Origin of the sequence: Streptomyces sp. NPDC002779 (assembly GCF_042888685.1) — a bacterium.
Taxonomy (GTDB): domain Bacteria; phylum Actinomycetota; class Actinomycetes; order Streptomycetales; family Streptomycetaceae; genus Streptomyces.
This window is the reverse complement of sequence record NZ_JBIAQC010000005.1, coordinates 551240-566015: the sequence shown is the minus strand read 5'-3', so window position 1 is coordinate 566015 and position 14776 is coordinate 551240. Positions and strand designations below refer to the sequence as shown.

At 71.7% G+C, this 14776-nt stretch carries 15 protein-coding genes; 8 read left to right on the top strand and 7 right to left on the bottom strand.

The window, feature by feature from the left end:
• Window positions 1–697: ABC transporter permease (locus tag ACFYW5_RS18020; RefSeq protein ID WP_389417965.1), on the top strand; the 697-nt coding region annotated here is incomplete at its 5' end.
• A gap of 30 nt (window positions 698–727) precedes the next feature.
• Here the strand turns inward: ACFYW5_RS18020 and ACFYW5_RS18015 are convergent.
• A complete protein-coding gene (locus tag ACFYW5_RS18015) occupies window positions 728–2068 on the bottom strand; it encodes an aldehyde dehydrogenase family protein (RefSeq protein WP_389417964.1) in 1341 nt (446 codons plus the stop codon).
• A 154-nt stretch (window positions 2069–2222) separates the two neighbouring features.
• Between ACFYW5_RS18015 and ACFYW5_RS18010 the strand changes: the two genes are divergently transcribed.
• Entirely contained in the window at window positions 2223–2663 is a 441-nt protein-coding gene (locus ACFYW5_RS18010; RefSeq protein ID WP_389417963.1) for an SPW repeat protein, read from the top strand.
• Window positions 2664–2820: 157 nt separating this feature from the next.
• On the opposite strand, the gene ACFYW5_RS18005 is transcribed toward ACFYW5_RS18010, so the two are convergent.
• Together ACFYW5_RS18005 and ACFYW5_RS18000 are read right to left on the bottom strand one after the other, a co-directional pair.
• A complete protein-coding gene (locus ACFYW5_RS18005; RefSeq protein ID WP_389417962.1) occupies window positions 2821–3537 on the bottom strand; it encodes a phosphotransferase in 717 nt (238 codons plus the stop codon).
• A 70-nt stretch (window positions 3538–3607) separates the two neighbouring features.
• Window positions 3608–4558 carry an SDR family oxidoreductase gene (locus ACFYW5_RS18000; RefSeq protein ID WP_389417961.1) on the bottom strand — a complete coding sequence of 317 codons (951 nt, stop codon included), beginning with the start codon at window positions 4556–4558 and terminating at the stop codon, window positions 3608–3610.
• 135 nt (window positions 4559–4693) lie between these two features.
• On the opposite strand from ACFYW5_RS18000, the gene ACFYW5_RS17995 reads away from it, so the two are divergent.
• Window positions 4694–5179, top strand: a complete 486-nt coding sequence (locus tag ACFYW5_RS17995) for a nucleoside deaminase (protein ID WP_389417960.1) — start codon at window positions 4694–4696, stop codon at window positions 5177–5179.
• A gap of 130 nt (window positions 5180–5309) precedes the next feature.
• A complete protein-coding gene (locus tag ACFYW5_RS17990) occupies window positions 5310–6038 on the top strand; it encodes a class I SAM-dependent methyltransferase (protein ID WP_389417959.1) in 729 nt (242 codons plus the stop codon).
• A gap of 54 nt (window positions 6039–6092) precedes the next feature.
• Here the strand turns inward: ACFYW5_RS17990 and ACFYW5_RS17985 are convergent, their stop codons facing one another.
• A complete protein-coding gene (locus tag ACFYW5_RS17985) occupies window positions 6093–6785 on the bottom strand; it encodes a chaplin (RefSeq protein WP_389417958.1) in 693 nt (230 codons plus the stop codon).
• 319 nt (window positions 6786–7104) lie between these two features.
• On the opposite strand from ACFYW5_RS17985, the gene ACFYW5_RS17980 reads away from it, so the two are divergent.
• Window positions 7105–8685, top strand: a complete 1581-nt coding sequence (locus ACFYW5_RS17980) for an alpha/beta fold hydrolase (RefSeq protein WP_389417957.1) — start codon at window positions 7105–7107, stop codon at window positions 8683–8685.
• Window positions 8686–8695: 10 nt separating this feature from the next.
• On the opposite strand, the gene ACFYW5_RS17975 is transcribed toward ACFYW5_RS17980, so the two are convergent.
• Window positions 8696–9121 (bottom strand): MarR family winged helix-turn-helix transcriptional regulator, encoded by a 426-nt coding sequence (locus ACFYW5_RS17975; RefSeq protein ID WP_389417956.1) that lies wholly within the window; start codon window positions 9119–9121, stop codon window positions 8696–8698.
• 65 nt (window positions 9122–9186) lie between these two features.
• On the opposite strand from ACFYW5_RS17975, the gene ACFYW5_RS17970 reads away from it, so the two are divergent.
• Window positions 9187–9600: a PaaI family thioesterase gene (locus ACFYW5_RS17970; RefSeq protein ID WP_389417955.1), complete on the top strand. Its 414-nt coding sequence runs from the start codon at window positions 9187–9189 to the stop codon at window positions 9598–9600.
• Window positions 9601–9683: 83 nt separating this feature from the next.
• Window positions 9684–10781: a chemotaxis protein gene (locus tag ACFYW5_RS17965; RefSeq protein WP_389417954.1), complete on the top strand. Its 1098-nt coding sequence runs from the start codon at window positions 9684–9686 to the stop codon at window positions 10779–10781.
• Between the two features lie 6 nt (window positions 10782–10787).
• Here ACFYW5_RS17965 and ACFYW5_RS17960 read toward each other — a convergent pair whose 3' ends face one another.
• Window positions 10788–11201 carry an SsgA family sporulation/cell division regulator gene (locus ACFYW5_RS17960; RefSeq protein WP_389417953.1) on the bottom strand — a complete coding sequence of 138 codons (414 nt, stop codon included), beginning with the start codon at window positions 11199–11201 and terminating at the stop codon, window positions 10788–10790.
• A 456-nt stretch (window positions 11202–11657) separates the two neighbouring features.
• On the opposite strand from ACFYW5_RS17960, the gene ACFYW5_RS17955 reads away from it, so the two are divergent.
• Window positions 11658–13085 carry a PP2C family protein-serine/threonine phosphatase gene (locus ACFYW5_RS17955; RefSeq protein ID WP_389417952.1) on the top strand — a complete coding sequence of 476 codons (1428 nt, stop codon included), beginning with the start codon at window positions 11658–11660 and terminating at the stop codon, window positions 13083–13085.
• Window positions 13086–13141: 56 nt separating this feature from the next.
• On the opposite strand, the gene ACFYW5_RS17950 is transcribed toward ACFYW5_RS17955, so the two are convergent.
• Window positions 13142–14632: a hypothetical protein gene (locus tag ACFYW5_RS17950; protein ID WP_389417951.1), complete on the bottom strand. Its 1491-nt coding sequence runs from the start codon at window positions 14630–14632 to the stop codon at window positions 13142–13144.
• Between the last annotated feature and the right edge of the window lie 144 nt (window positions 14633–14776).

The window sequence follows — 14776 nt, the reverse complement described above, 5'->3', positions numbered from 1 at the left end:
CGCCCCCGCCTACAAGCTCCCCGCACCCTCCGCCGTCTGGGACGAGGTACGCACGGCCTGGCTCCAGGGCACACTCCTCGACTACATCTGGACCAGCGTCTCGCGCGGCCTGCTCGGCTTCCTCCTCGCCCTCGCCATCGGCACCCCCCTCGGCCTGCTGGTCGCCCGGGTGAAGTTCGTCCGGGCCGCGATCGGCCCGATCCTGTCCGGACTGCAGTCCCTGCCCTCGGTGGCCTGGGTACCGCCCGCCGTGCTCTGGCTCGGCCTGAACAACTCGATGATGTACGCCGTCATCCTGCTCGGCGCCGTCCCCTCCATCGCCAACGGCCTCGTCGCCGGCATCGACCAGATCCCGCCGCTGTTCCTGCGCGCCGGGCGCACCCTGGGCGCCACCGGCCTGAAGGGCACCTGGCACATCGTGATGCCGGGAGCCCTGCCGGGCTATCTGGCCGGTCTCAAGCAGGGCTGGGCGTTCTCCTGGCGCTCGCTGATGGCCGCCGAGATCATCGCCTCCTCCCCCGACCTGGGCGTCGGACTCGGCCAGTTGCTGGAGAACGGCCGCAACAACGCCAGCATGTCCCAGGTGTTCCTGGCCATCTTCCTGATCCTGCTCGTCGGTATCGCCATCGACCTGCTGATCTTCAGCCCGCTGGAGCGCTGGGTGCTGCGCAGCCGCGGCCTGCTGGTGAGGAGCTGATCCGCACCTGAGGTCCGCAAGGTCCGCACCTCAGGTCAGCGGCTTCTCCAGTGCGGCCTTGCGGTGACTGAACGTCTCGATGGAGTAGCGGCCGTGGTAGTTGCCCGTGCCGCTCTCCCCCACCCCGCCGAACGGCAGGTCGGAGACGGTGAGATGGGCGAGCGGGAGACCGAGGCCGAGGCCGCCGGACGACGTCTCGGCGGCGATGCGCCGGCGCGTTTCGTCCGACTCGGTGAAGACGTACAGGGCGAGCGGCTTGTCGCGGTCGTTGATGAAGCCGATGGCCTCGTCCAGGCCGGGAACCGTGACGATCGGCAGGATGGGGCCGAAGATCTCCTCGCTCATCACCGGCGAGGCGGGGTCCACGTCGGCCAGCACGGTCGGCGCGAGGTACTTCGAGGCGCGGTCACCGGAGCCGCCCACGACCACCCGCCCCGAGTCGAGCAGCCCGCTCAGCCGGTCGAAGTGCCGTTCGTTGACGATACGGCCGTACTCGGGGGAGGCCGCCGGGTCGGTGCCGTACAACGACTCCACCGCGCGGACGAGTTCGGGTTCCAGCGCGGCGGCGGTGGCCGGGTCGGTGAGGACGTAGTCGGGCGCCACGCAGGTCTGCCCCGCGTTGAGGAACTTGCCCGCGGCCAGCCGGTCGGCGACGACCTTCAGGTCCGCGTCCCGGTCGACGAACGCCGGTGACTTGCCGCCGAGTTCGAGGGTGACCGGGGTCAGGTGCTGGGCCGCGGCGCGCATCACGATGCGGCCGACCGTGCCGTTGCCCGTGTAGAAGATGTGGTCGAAGCGCTCGGCCAGCAGGGCCGTGGTCTCGGGAACCCCGCCCTCGACGACCGCCACCGCCTCCGGATCCAGATACTCCCGCAGCAGCCGGGCCAGCACCGCCGAGGTCGCCGGGGCCAGCTCGCTGGGCTTGGCCACGACCGCGTTGCCCGCGGCGAGGGCGCCGAGGAGCGGGGTCAGCAGGAGTTGCGCCGGGTAGTTCCAGGGGGCGATGACGAGGACGACGCCGAGCGGGTCGTACTGCGTCCAGGCGCGCGCGTCGGCTCCGAGGTGGTCCGGGACGGGGGCGGGCTCGGGGCGCAGCCAGCCGTCGAGGTGATCAAGGGTGTGGTCGATCTCTCGGACGGTGAAGCCGATCTCGGTGCGCTGGGCCTCGGTGGCGCTCTTGCCCAGGTCGGCACGGAGGGCCGCGGCCAGCTCCGGGGCGTTCTCGGTGAGCATCGCGCGCAGTCGGCGCAGTTGCGTGACGCGCCACTCGACGGGCTTGGTGCGGCCGGTGCGGAAGGCGGCGCGCAGTCGCGCCACGGTGTCGGCGGGGTGGTTCACGGTGCCTCGCTGAGGATCGACGTATTGATGCATAGGCCAACCATCTCGGTCCGCAGATCATTCCCGTGTTCGACCTTCCCCCCTCCCACCTCTACACATAAGGGAAGAATAAGCGCAGACTGCAGAAAAGCGGCACTGTCCGTACACCGCACCGGACGCGGTCAGGCCTAGTCGAAGGAGACGAGTGATGGCCAATGTCTCGCCCACCAGAGGTGACATGACCAGCCACCCGGATGCACCCGAGATGCGGGATCAGTACGCCCGCATGCTCGGCGGTCGTGATGTGGCGCTCGTGGACGGACCGGTGTTCCTGCTCGGTCTGTACTGCGCCGTATCCCCCTGGGTCATCCACTACACGACCAGCCAGCCGGACCTCGTCCCGCACAATCTGGTCATGGGCATCGCGATCGGCCTCCTGGCCCTCGGGTTCACCCGCGCCCCGGAGCGCATGTACGGCCTGAGCTGGGCCATGTGCGCGCTGGGCGTCTGGATGATCGTCTCGCCGTGGATCGTCGGGGACGGCCCTGACGCGGGCGTGGTGTGGAACAACATCATCATCGGCGCCCTGGCATTGATCCTCGGCCTGGTGTGCGCCGGTACGGCGGCGAAGAGCGTCCCCCGGCCGTAGAGGCACGAAGGCCGTAGAGCCACGAAGTGAGGAACGAGAGTCAGAAGGAGGACGCGCCGGCCGGTCCGTGACGACACGGGCCGGCCGGCGCCCTGTGTCCGCGGTCAGTCACCCCGCCGGGTCGCTGACCCACCCCCCCCCGTCCGCCCCGGAGCGCTCAACCGAGTTCCCGGCGATGGTCCGCCACCCAGTCATGAGCCGCCCGCACGTGCTCCACCACACCCTGGTCCCGCAGGGCGACCATGGCCTCCTCCCCCCGCTCGGCACCGGCCTCAATGCCCCGTCGGCACCGGTCCTGCCACCACAGCACGGTGTCGATCAGGCCGTCGAGGTCACCCTCGCCGTACGTCTCCCGCACGAGCCCGATCCGCCGGGCCGCCTCGGGCACGTCGGTCACGGCCGGGCCGAGGTCGAGGCACTGCCAGCAGACATGGGCGACGTCGTGCACCCGCTCCCCCGGCGCGGCGAGGTCCCAGTCGATGAAGGCCCTGGGCCTGCCGTCGCCGTCGTAGACGGTGTTCTTCGGGGCGAGGTCGTTGTGGCAGACCACGTCCCGGTCGCCGGCCAGGGGCGTGCCGTGGGTGAGGTCGTGGAACTCCCGGACCAGCCGGACGGTCCGCACCAGGGCGGCGTCCGTGCGGGCCGCGGCCCGCTCCTCGGGGCCCACCGCCGCGCGTCCCTCGATGAAGTCGAAGACCTCCCGCCCCCGCTCGTCGGTGCCGAGGAAGCGCGGGGCGCCCGGCCACCGGTGGCGTTCGAAGAGGGCCAGCAGGCCGCGCACGTACGCCGATCCCGCTGACGGCTCGCGCCGGACCGTCGCTCCCACCCGTACGACCCTGTTGACGGCCCCGCCGTCCAGCGCATGTTCCTTCATACGCCCGAGTATCGCCAGCGCCCGGAAGGGAACGGCATCGCGGCCGCCCTGCCCGGTTCGACCCGGCCGATCAGAGCCGGCCGAGCCGTTCGGCGTACCAGGCCACCGTGGCGTCGATGGTCTCGGCCAGGGGGGTCGGGGCCGTGCCGAAGGCCCGCTCGAAGGCCGAGGAGTCCATGATCTGCGGCTCGGTGTGCTGGTAGAACATCTCCGCGTACTCGGCCATGAACTCCTCGTCGAAGGGGCCGAAGGGGCGGGCCTCGGGCACGGGCACGATGTTCAGCGGCCTGCCCGCCCGCTTCTCGATCATGGTGAGGATCTCGCGGGTGCTGACGGCGGGCGCCGTGGGCAGGTGCCAGACACGGCCGTCGCCCTCGGGCCGCTCGCCGAGGGTCGCGAGCCCGGCGGCCACGTCCTCGATGTTCGTGTAGCTGTGCGGCAGGTCGATGTCACCGAGACCGGGCACCTCACCGCCGGTCAGCGCGGCCGGGAACACGGCACCGCCGAGGGTGGAGTTGAGTACGCCGGGGCCGACGAAGTCGGCTGACCGGCCAAGGACGACGCGGGCGCGGCCCTGCCGGTGGGCGGCGAGGTACTTCTCGTCGAGTTCGGCCCGCATCCGCCCCTTGCGGGTGGTGGCCTGCCACGGCGAGTCCTCGGTCATCACCGCTCCGCCGGTCTCGCCGTACGGATACAGCGTGTCCAGCACCACCAGGCGGGCACCGGCGGTCTCGACGGCGGCCAGGACGGCCTCCTGGATCCGGGGCATCACCTCGACCTGGAGGTGATAGCCGACGTTGACGCAGTGGTAGGCCACGGCGGCTCCGGTCACGGCGGACCGCGCGCCCTCGGCCGTGGACACATCGGCGGCGAACCGCTCGACCCCGTCGAGGGCGGGACCCTCCCCCTTGCGGTCGACGAGCCGCACCGGGTGACCGCGGCGGACCAGTTCCCGGGCGAGCGCGGTTCCGGCGGGCCCGGAGCCTAGGACGACGTGCAGAGAGCGTGCGGTGGCGGTCATGGCTGACCCCTTCGGGAGGTGAGTTAGTTACTGTCGCTTTCGTTAGAGACTATAACTCTCACGACAGGGTCTGGCAACGGACGGCCGGGCGTAGGGTGCGCAGGAAGATCACCTGCGCGCGAAGGGTCGTACGCCATGGCCGTGAAGGAAGCCGAACTGCCGTACCTGCGCCGCTGCGTGGAGCTGGCGGCCGAGGCGCTGGACGCCGGGGACGAGCCGTTCGGTTCGGTGCTCGTCGGGGCGGACGGCTCGGTGCTCGCCGAGGACCACAACCGGGTGGCCTCCGGCGACCGCACCCGGCACCCCGAGTTCGAACTGGCCCGCTGGTCGGCTGCTCACCTCACCCCCGAGGAGCGGGCGGCGGCGACCGTCTACACCTCCGGTGAGCACTGCCCCATGTGCGCGGCCGCCCACGCCTGGGTAGGCCTCGGCCGCATCGTCTACGTCGCCTCCAGCGAGCAGCTCGGCTCCTGGCTGAACGAGCTGGGCGTGCCCGCCCCGCCGGTGCGCACGCTGCCGGTCCATGAGGTCGCGCCCGGCGTGACCGTCGAGGGCCCGGTGGCGGAGCTGGTGGACGAGGTGCGCGCCCTGCACGTCCGCTTCCACCGCCGACAGGGCTGAGCAGGGGCGCGTTCCCGCCGAGATGCAGGGCCGGATCGACGCTGCCTACGATCGGGAAAGGCCTCGGCCGGATGGACGGCCGGGCCCCTCCCGCGCCGCGCGGCGCGGCGGCACAGGGACCGGTGCGGCCATGACGACACACAACGACGACGTGGACTGGAACCGCTGGCCGGTCGCGGACTACCTCGCCGAGAACTACCGGGAGGTGCACCCCTCGGACGCGGCGGTCATCGCCCACCACTCGGCGTTCTACCGGCGGCTGCCCCCCGGATCGGTGCCCCGCTCGGTGGAGTTCGGGGCGGGACCGAACCTGTATCCGCTGATGCTCGCCGCCGCCGTGAGCCGCCGGATCGAGGCCGTGGAGGCCGGGGCCGGGAACATCGCCTATCTGGAACGGCAGATCCTGTGCGGCCCGGAGGCGAGCTGGCTGCCCTTCCACGCCCTGTGCCGCCGGCTCAACCCGGCGGTGCCGCCCACCCCGGCGCAGGCACTGGCCCAGGTGTACGTGGTGCACGCGGACGTCCGTGACCTGCCGCCGGACACCTACGGTCTGGCGTCCATGCACTTCGTCGCCGAGGGCGCCACCGAGGACTTCGCGGAGTTCACCGCCTTCTGCCGGACCTTCGTGCGCTGTGTCGCACCGGGCGGGTATCTGGTGGCGGCGTTCATGGAGAACATGCCGACGTACCGGATCGGACCCGCCTCGCGCTGGCCCGGCTGCCCGATCGACCCGGACCGGGTCACCGAGGTGTTCGCGCCCCTGACCCGGGAGCTCACCGTCACCCGCATCGACTCGGACCCGACGCTGCCGGACTACGGCGGCTCCGGAATGGTGCTGCTGACGGGCGTCGCGCGCTGAGCACGGCGAAGGCCCCACCGGTCGCGCGCCCGGTGGGGCCTGGCGCGCTCGGCGTCAGCGCGTCGTCCGGACGCGGGAGCGCCGGTAGAGGACGGCGCCGCCGAGGACGAGGGCGGCGCTGCCCGCCATCGCGGGGACGGTGTGGTCCGCCCCGGTGTGGGCGAGCGAGGCCCCGGGACGGTCGGCGACCTCCGCCGCGGGCTTCGGGCCCGGCTGCGCGCGGGGCGGCGCGGGCGGCCCGGGTGCCGGTTCCGCGGGGCGGTCGGGTCGTACGGGGCGACCGCCGGAGGAGTTCTCCGACTCGTTGCCGACGGCCGCGTTGCCGAGGCCGACCACGTTCACGCTGTTGCCGCTGACGTTCACCGGGAGCTGGACCGGCAGTTGCGCGCCGTTGCCGGAGACCACACCCGGCGAATCCTTTCCGCCGCCCCGCGCGGACGCTCCGCCTCCAGCGGACGCTCCGTCCCGCGCCGACGCTCCGCCCGGTGCGCCGCGCTCGTCGCCCGCGCTCGTGTTGGCGCAGGTGTTGCCCGCGGCCGGGTTGAGCAGCCCCACCACGTTCACGGTGTTCCCGCACACGTTGACCGGGGCGTGCACCGGGAGCTGGATGGTGTTGCCGGAGATCACTCCGGGCGAGCCGACCGCGACGCCGTCGGCCCCGGAGTCGGCCTGCGCGGGCATCGTCACAGCCATCGCACCGGACACGGCGGCGACGGCGATCACACCGTTTCGGGTAACCCGTTTCATAGGTTCCCTGCCTTCCAGAGATGGACGCGGGCGCTCACCCGCACCGGATTAAACGCAGGCGAACCATCGGAGTTATGGCTAATCGGCCTTTCACCCCATCGAGTGGCAGGGTTATCGAACTAGCGGCAAAGCTGCTGTATGTGGATTCACTGCTGCGTATGCGCATGCAACGGGCGTCGAGGAGATCACGGACAGCAGCCTGCCCGGGCGTTCCCGCTCGCCCGCAGGCGGAGCCCCGGAGGCGGAGCCCCGGAGGGCCGCTTATCGTGATCGAGGGCGCCGGATCCCGGTCCGCCGACGGGCGCCCGTGGAGGCATCGATGCTGGGCAAGCTGTCGAAACGGCCCGCCCTGCGGCACTTCGCCGTCATCTCGGCCGTAGGGCTGACCGTGCTCGGCCTGGGACTGCCCGCGGCCGACGGTGACGAGCCGGATCTGACGCGGTTCTACCGTCAGAAGGTGGCGTGGGGGAAGTGCCAGGGCATGGAGGCGCCCAAGGACCTCCAGTGCGGCAAGGTCACGGTCCCCCTCGACTACGCGGACCCGAAGGCCGGGACGCTCGACCTGGCACTGGCCCGCTACCGGGCCACGGGCGAGGCGCGCGGCTCGGTGCTGCTGAACTTCGGCGGTCCCGGTGGTGCGGGCGTCGACCAGCTCGCCTACGGCGGCAAGGACTTCATGGGCCTGACCGACGACTACGACGTGGTGACCTTCGACCCGCGCGGCGTCGGCCGGTCCTCGCCGGTCAGCTGCGGCGACGGCGCCGAGGCGACCGCCGACTCGACGGACGACAGCACCGAACTCGACGCCGATCCGCAGGCGGTCCTGGAGGAGATACGCGCCACGGCCGCCTCGTGCGCCAAGCACTCCGGGCCCGTACTACCCCACATAGGCACCGTGAACGCCTCCCGGGACCTCGACGTGATGCGCCAGGCAGTCGGCGACAAGAAGCTCAACTACCTCGGCTTCTCCTACGGCACCCGGCTCGGCGCGGTCTACGCGAAACAGTTCCCCGACAAGGTGGGCCGCATGGTGCTCGACGGCGTGGACACCCTCACCGAGCCGCTCACCGAACAGGGCGTGGCGGGCGCCCAGGGGCAGCACAAGGCGCTGGAGGAGTTCGTCGAATGGTGCGCCGAGGACATCGGCTGCCCCTTCGGACAGGACGTCCGCACCGCGCGCGAGGAGGTCGAGCGGCTCGTGGAGTCGCTGGACGAGGATCCCGTGCCGACGGACTTCGGGGACGAGTTCACCGGCCAGGACCTGGTGGGCGCCATCGGGCAGGCCCTGTACAGCGAGGACCTGTGGCCGTCGCTGCAGCGCGCCCTGACCTCCCTGGTCGAGGACGGCGACACGCGGGGCGTACTGGGCTTCGCCTCCGGCGGTATGACCGTGCCCGGCCGCAACGGCGACGACGACGGCCACAGCGGTCTCGTGGACACGGAGGACGTCCCCCTGGACAACCTCCCCGCAGCGCTGATGGCGATCAACTGCGCGGACGATCCCGACCGGCCCAGCGCCGAGGACATCACCCGCGACCTCGACCGGCTGCGCGCCGCGTACGAGCGGGCCTCCCCCGTGTTCGGCCGCTACCGGCTCACCGAGGTCCTGATGTGCTACGGCCGCCCCAAGGGCACCGACTTCATCCGCGAGGAGGTCAAGGACCTGGACGGCCCGAAGATGCTCCTGATCGGCACCCGGGGCGACCCGGCGACGCCGTACCGCTGGACCACGCAGACGGCACGCCGCCTCGGTCCCTCGGCCGTGGTGCTCGACAACCGCGACGGCGGCCACACCGGGTACGCCTCGTCCAAGTGCGTGCACGAGAAGGTGGACGCGTTCCTGCTGTACGGCTCCCTGCCGGCGAACGGCAGTTCCTGCGGGCCGGCGCGGGAGGAGTGAGGCGGCCCGCTCAGTCCTCCCGGTACGCGATCCGGTGCAGGGCGGCCGCGGTCCGGCCGAAGCCGTCGTCGCCGAGCAGTTCCCGCAGCTCGGCGTTGAAGCGGTCGATCTCGGGGCGGGCCGCGCCCAGGGCGGCGGTCCCGGCGTCGGTCAACTCCAGCACCACGGCCCGGTGTTCGCTGGGGTGCGCCCGCTTGGCGAGGAGCCCGGCCGTGGTCAGCCGGGCCACCAGGCCCGTGACGGCAGACTCCCGCAGGCCGAGCGAGCGCGCCAGCTGCTGCTGGGTGATGCCCGGCCGGTCCTCGACGGCGAACAGCGCGCCGAGCTGGGCGGTGGTGATCCCGGCGGCCGCCACACAGCGCCGGTCGGCGGTGGTGCGCAGCCGGTGCGCCGCTCGCTGCAGCAGGAAGTAGAGGCGCTGATCGGGCTCGGACATGGCCCGATCTTGACAGAGGCGGCATTCCCGCGCCACTCTCACTTCACTACTGAAGTGAGGTTCTCATGACCGAGTCCGTGGACCTGGCATCGGCCAGGAAAGTACTGGCCGCCCAGCCTTTCAGCACCCTGCTCGGGGCCCGCCTGACGGCGTTCGGCAAGGGCGCGGCCACCCTGGAACTGGACATCCGCGACGAGCTCCTGCAGCAGTTCGGGTACGTCCACGGCGGAGTGCTCGGCTATGCCGCGGACAACGCGACGGCCTTCGCCGCCGGAACCGTGGCCGGGCCCCGGCTGACCACCTCCGGGCTCACGCTCGACTTCCTGCGCCCGGCCAAGGGCGAACTCCTGCGGGCGCACGCGGAGGTGGTCCGCGCGGGCCGTACCCGGGTCGTGTGCCGCTGCGATCTGATCACCGTCGACAGCCAGGGCACGGAAACGCTGTGCGCGGTGTCCCAGGGCGCCGTCGCGGTGACCTGAGCGAGGTTAGCGGTGAAATGCCCGGAACGCCTGTCCAGTTTGCCCCCCATGCCCTCTTCGCGAATCAGTCCTATCGTGCTGTCATGGAGCATGCACTGAGTCCCGCCACACTCGCCGAGCTGCGCCGCCCGCGCCCCTACCCCGCGGTGTCCGTGCTGACCCCGACGCACCGCAGGGAACCCGACAACGCCCAGGACGCGGTCCGGCTGCGCAATGTCGTGGCCGACGCCAAGAAGCGGCTGGAAGCGGATCCCGCGGTCAGCCGGGAACGGCGGATCGACGTCGTCCGGCAGCTGGAGGAGGCGCTCACCGAGGTCGACCTGACGCACGCCGAGGACGGCCTGGCGATCTTCGCCGCGCCGGGTGAGCACCAGGTGTGGTCGCTGGCGCGCCCGGTGCCCGAGCGCGTGGTCCTCTCCGACACCTTCCTGACCCGCAACCTCGTCTCGGCGCAGGCCGCCGAGTGTCCGTTCTGGGTGCTCTCGGTCTCCGCCGACCGGGTCGCGCTGTGGAGCGGCGGAACCGACCGGGTGGTGGAGGAACACGTCGGCGGCTTCCCGCTCACCCGGAGCACGGACAACTTCGACGCCGAGCGCCAGGAGCGGATCGGCGATCTGCCGAGCACCTTCCGCGACGAGGGCACCCGGCACTTCCTGCGGGAGGCCGACACCGCGATCGGCAGGCTGCTGCGCGACGATCCGCGCCCGCTGTACGTCACGGGCGAGACCGCCGCGCTGTCCCTGCTCGACGAGGTCGGCAGCGTCACCAAGGACGCCGTCCACGTCCGGCACGGCGGCCTCTCGCACGCGACCCCGGACGCGGTGTGGCAGGCGGTACGGCCCATGGTCGCGGCCGACGGCCGTAAAACCGTCGACGAGGTGGCCCGGGAACTGGAGACGGCCCGGGGCCGCAAGGCGTACGCGGCCGGTCTCGACGAGGTCTGGCAGAGCGCCCGCGAAGGCCGGGTCCGGCTGCTGGCGGTCGAGGAGAACTACCGCGCGACCGTCCGCGACGACGCCGGCGACCACCTGGTCCCGGCCGACAGCGGCGACCTCGACGCCCGCGAGGACATCGTGGACGAGATCGTCGAACAGTGCCTGGAGACCGGCGCCGACGTCCGCTTCGTACCGGACGGCACCCTGGACGACGCCCCCGGCATCGCGGGCATCCTGCGCTACTGAGCCGGGTCAGACGCTCCCGAAGAGCGCGCTGAGCCCCTCGTCCACGGCCGACCCGACGTCCTCCTGGCCGACGGCGACGACCGCGCAGCTGCGCGCCAGGAAGCGGCGCAGCGCCGAGGTGTCGAACTGCAACAGGGCCAGCCCGTACGGCGAGTGGAACTCCAGCACCGTACGGGCCGGACCGCACGGCCAGATGTGCACGTCTCCGGCTCCGGCCGGCCCGTGCAGCCCCTCCGCCAGCAGCGAGCGGGCGAAGGTCCAGGTGACGCCCTCGCCGTCGAGGGACACCTCGGACGGGAAGTCGATGTGCACGGCCAGCGGGTCGGCCGAGCTGTACCGGAGCGTGGCGGGAGCGGGCAGCGTCTCCTCGTCGGCGGTGATGAGACGAGCGCGGACAGGCTGCTCCAAGGTGACGTCCATAACGATCTCCCCCGTGGTGATCGATGAGGTCGGACCGGCGAAAGCCGGGATGTCTTTAAGACCTCGCAGACGCCGTTCGCATTACCCCTGAGCCGGATCCCCTCGAGTGACCTGCGTCACGCTCAGGCGGAGCATTCTCGCCTTACCCGTACGAAGCCACCCGAAGCCCCCGCGAGAGATGCGGGACCCCTCGAACAGACTGCCGTCGAACACGAGGGTGGGCGCCTCACCGTCGGCCCGACGCCCCGTCAAACCACGTACTGCGTCTACGACTTGACCCGTCCGAGCAGTACACCATCGGCACGGCGTGACCGGCCCGTGAAGACACTGGCATATGCCAGAAGCACCACCGGATCGGGTGTTGCCGAATCCCTTACAGCGCGTCTCGGGCTGTGCAACAGTCGTAACGGTCCCTCCGTCAATCTGGTCGTACCGTCCCCTTCACCGGAGTGCGTCATGCCGTCCCATCTCTCTGCGGACCGCCCAGCCGCCCAGCCGCCCGGACGCGGCTCGGTCGACGCGCTGATAACGCAGGCGCGACGCCTCAAGGGCGACGTGGACGCGGTACGCCGGGACACGCCCGGTGACGGTTCGGACCCGGAGGAACGCTGGCAGCGCGCGCTGTACGACCTGGCCCTCACTCAACTCGACGACCTCGACGCCCACTTGGCCCAGCTTCGGGAGGGGCCGCCGCCGGTGCCCACCGCATCGGCGACGCCCGCGGCCCCCGAGTCCGCGCCGCCCGCCCCGCCCGGCGCATCGCTGCTCAGCCGCGTCGGCAGCGCGGAGTGGAACCTCCTGACGGACGAGGCCAGTTGGTCCGGCGAGCTGTACCAGATCCTGGGCCAGGACGCCTCCGCTCCCCCGCTCACCCTGGACGAACTGCCCTCCCTGGTCCTCGACGAGGACCGGCCGCGGCTGACCTCGATGGTCACCGACTGCCTCGTCGACGCCAAGCCGATCGACGGGGAGTTCCGCGTCGTCCGCCCGGGCGGCGAGATTCGGACCGTCCACATGATGGGCGAGCCCGTGCTCGATGCCGACGGCAGCACCGCCTCGATGTGGGCCGTGCTGCGGGACGTCAGCGAACTGCGCCGCAGCCAGCGCGAGGTGAGCGAGACCCGTGACTCGCTCCAGCGCCAGCGGCACCGCGCGCAGACCGAGCACCGGCTGGCGGTCGAGTTGCAGGAGGCTGTGCTGCCGCCGTGGCGCGGCTCCCTGCGACTCCCGCACCAGGGCCCGGAAACCCTGGACCTCGCCGCCCGCCACCTGCCCTCCACCAACGGCTCGCCGATCGGCGGCGACTGGTACGACGCCCTCGAACTGCCCAGCGGCGAGACGCTGCTGAGCGTCGGCGGCCTCACCGGCCAAGGCGTGGCCGCGGCTTCGGGCATGGCGACCCTGCTGGGTGCCGTGCGCGGCATGGCGATGGCCGGCACCGCGCCGGGCCAGCTGATGTCCTGGCTCAACCAGTTACTCGACGCCACCGTCCAGCCCGCCCTCGGCAGCGCCGTCTGCTGCCGCTACCGGCCCGCCACCCGCACCCTGGTCTGGGCACAGGCGGGACACCCCGCCCCGCTGCTGTTCCGCGGCGGGACGGGGCGCAGACTGGCCGCACCGGAGGGCGTCCTGCTGGGCGCCACCCCCGGCGCCTCCTACGACCAGGCCGAAGTGACCCTGGCCGACGGCGACCTGCTGCTCCTGCACACCGATGGACTGGTGCCCGGGCAGGACGGAGCCGACGCGTCGGACCGTCTCCTCGACCTGGCTCCGCGCTTCGACGCGGCGCACTCCGCGCAGGACTGCGTGCGGATGGTGATGGAGGAGTTCGGCGCGACCCAGCGCGCGGACGATGCCTGTGTGCTGGTCGCCAAGGTCATGTGAGCCGGAACATGTGAGAAGGGATCGAGCGCACGGGACCCTGTACCCGTGCCGTCCTCTTATGCCCGTGCGCTGCTACCGCCCTTCGCCGGCTTGGGCAGGGCCACTCTGATCTCCTCCCGCAGCTCGTGGATCTTCGGATAGCTGGAGTACTCGGCGGTCAGCCGGTACATCTGACGCAGCCGGTCCCAGGTGCGGTGGGAGGAGTTGGATCCCATCGACACCAGCGCGAGGCGCGCGTAACGGTCGGCCTGTTCGGGGTCGTCGGCGATGAAGCAGGCGGAGGCCATGGACAGGAAGTCGAAGATCTTCGACCGCTGCCGCCCGTCGACCCGCAGGGACAGCGCCTTGTCCGCGTAGTGCTGGGCGTGCACGGCCGCTTGCGGCTCGAACTCCGCCAGCGTGCGGTAGGCCAGGGCCTGCATGCCGTACAGGTCCGCCTCCTTGAAGGTCTGCATCCAGCTCGGGGGCGGCACATCGCCCTTGTCCGAGACGAACAGGTCCTCCGCCTGTCCGAGGGTGCGGCGCATCGCCTGGCCCTTGCCCATCGATGCCTGGGCCCAGGCCTCGATGGTGTAGAGCATCGCCCGGGTCCGCGGCAGCACCTCGGCGCCGGAGCCGGACTGGGCGAGCTTCATCAGGTCCAGTGCGTCGTCGGGCCGGCCCAGGTGCACCATCTGGCGAGCCGCTCGCGAGAGCGCCTCCCCGGCGCGGGGCCGGTCGCCGCCCTCACGGGCCGCGTGGGCGGCGATGACGAAGTACTTCTGCGCCGTGGGCTCCAGACCGACGTCGTGCGACATCCAGCCCGCGAGGACGGCGAGATTGGCGGCGACGCCCCACAGGCGCCGCTGGAGGTGGTCCGGATGCCGGTAGGCGAGCATGCCGCCCACTTCGTTGAGCTGTCCCACGACCGCCTTGCGTTGCAGCCCGCCACCGCGGGCGGCGTCCCAGGCACGGAACACCTCTACGGAACGCTCCAGTTCCTCGATCTCCTGCGACCCGATGGGGGCGGCCTCGTAGCGGTCGAACCCAGCGGGGTCGGCGTGCAGGGGATCGTCGAATCGGGGAGCGTCGGCCTTGAGAGTCGGATCGGAGAGCAGCCAGTCGTGCATGGCGCTGCTGAGTGCGGATCCCGCGGCGAGCGCGGCACCCGCGCCCACCAAGCCGCGTCGGTTGAGCATGAGGTCCATTCCCGTGAATTCGGTGAGGACCGCAGCTGTCCGTTCGGGCGCCCACGGCACGCCGTCGGGATGTTCCACACTCCCGCCGCCCTGCCGTTTCCCCGCACGCCCGTGCCGGACCAGACCGAGGTCCTCGATGGTCACGACACGGCCGAGTCGCTCGGTGAACAGAGCCGCCAGCACCCGCGGCACCGGATCGCGCGGGATCTCTCCCATGTCGATCCAACGCCGCACCCGCGAGGTGTCGGTCGACAGCTGGGGGTGGCCCATGGCCGCCGCCTGCCGGTTGACCAGCCTCGCGAGCTCACCCTTGGACCAGCCGGCCAGGCCGAACAGGTCCGCGAGGCGGGAGTTGGGTTGTCCGTTCACGTCAAGCCCCCAGGTTCTCGGCTGAGTTGACAGTAGCCCGGGGAGAGTTGCCGGGCGACTATTCGCCAGGGTTCGCCAGGGTGCGCCAGATGGTGTGCCACTGGGCATCGGGTGTCAGGTAGGAACGCGCCACCCCGACCCGGT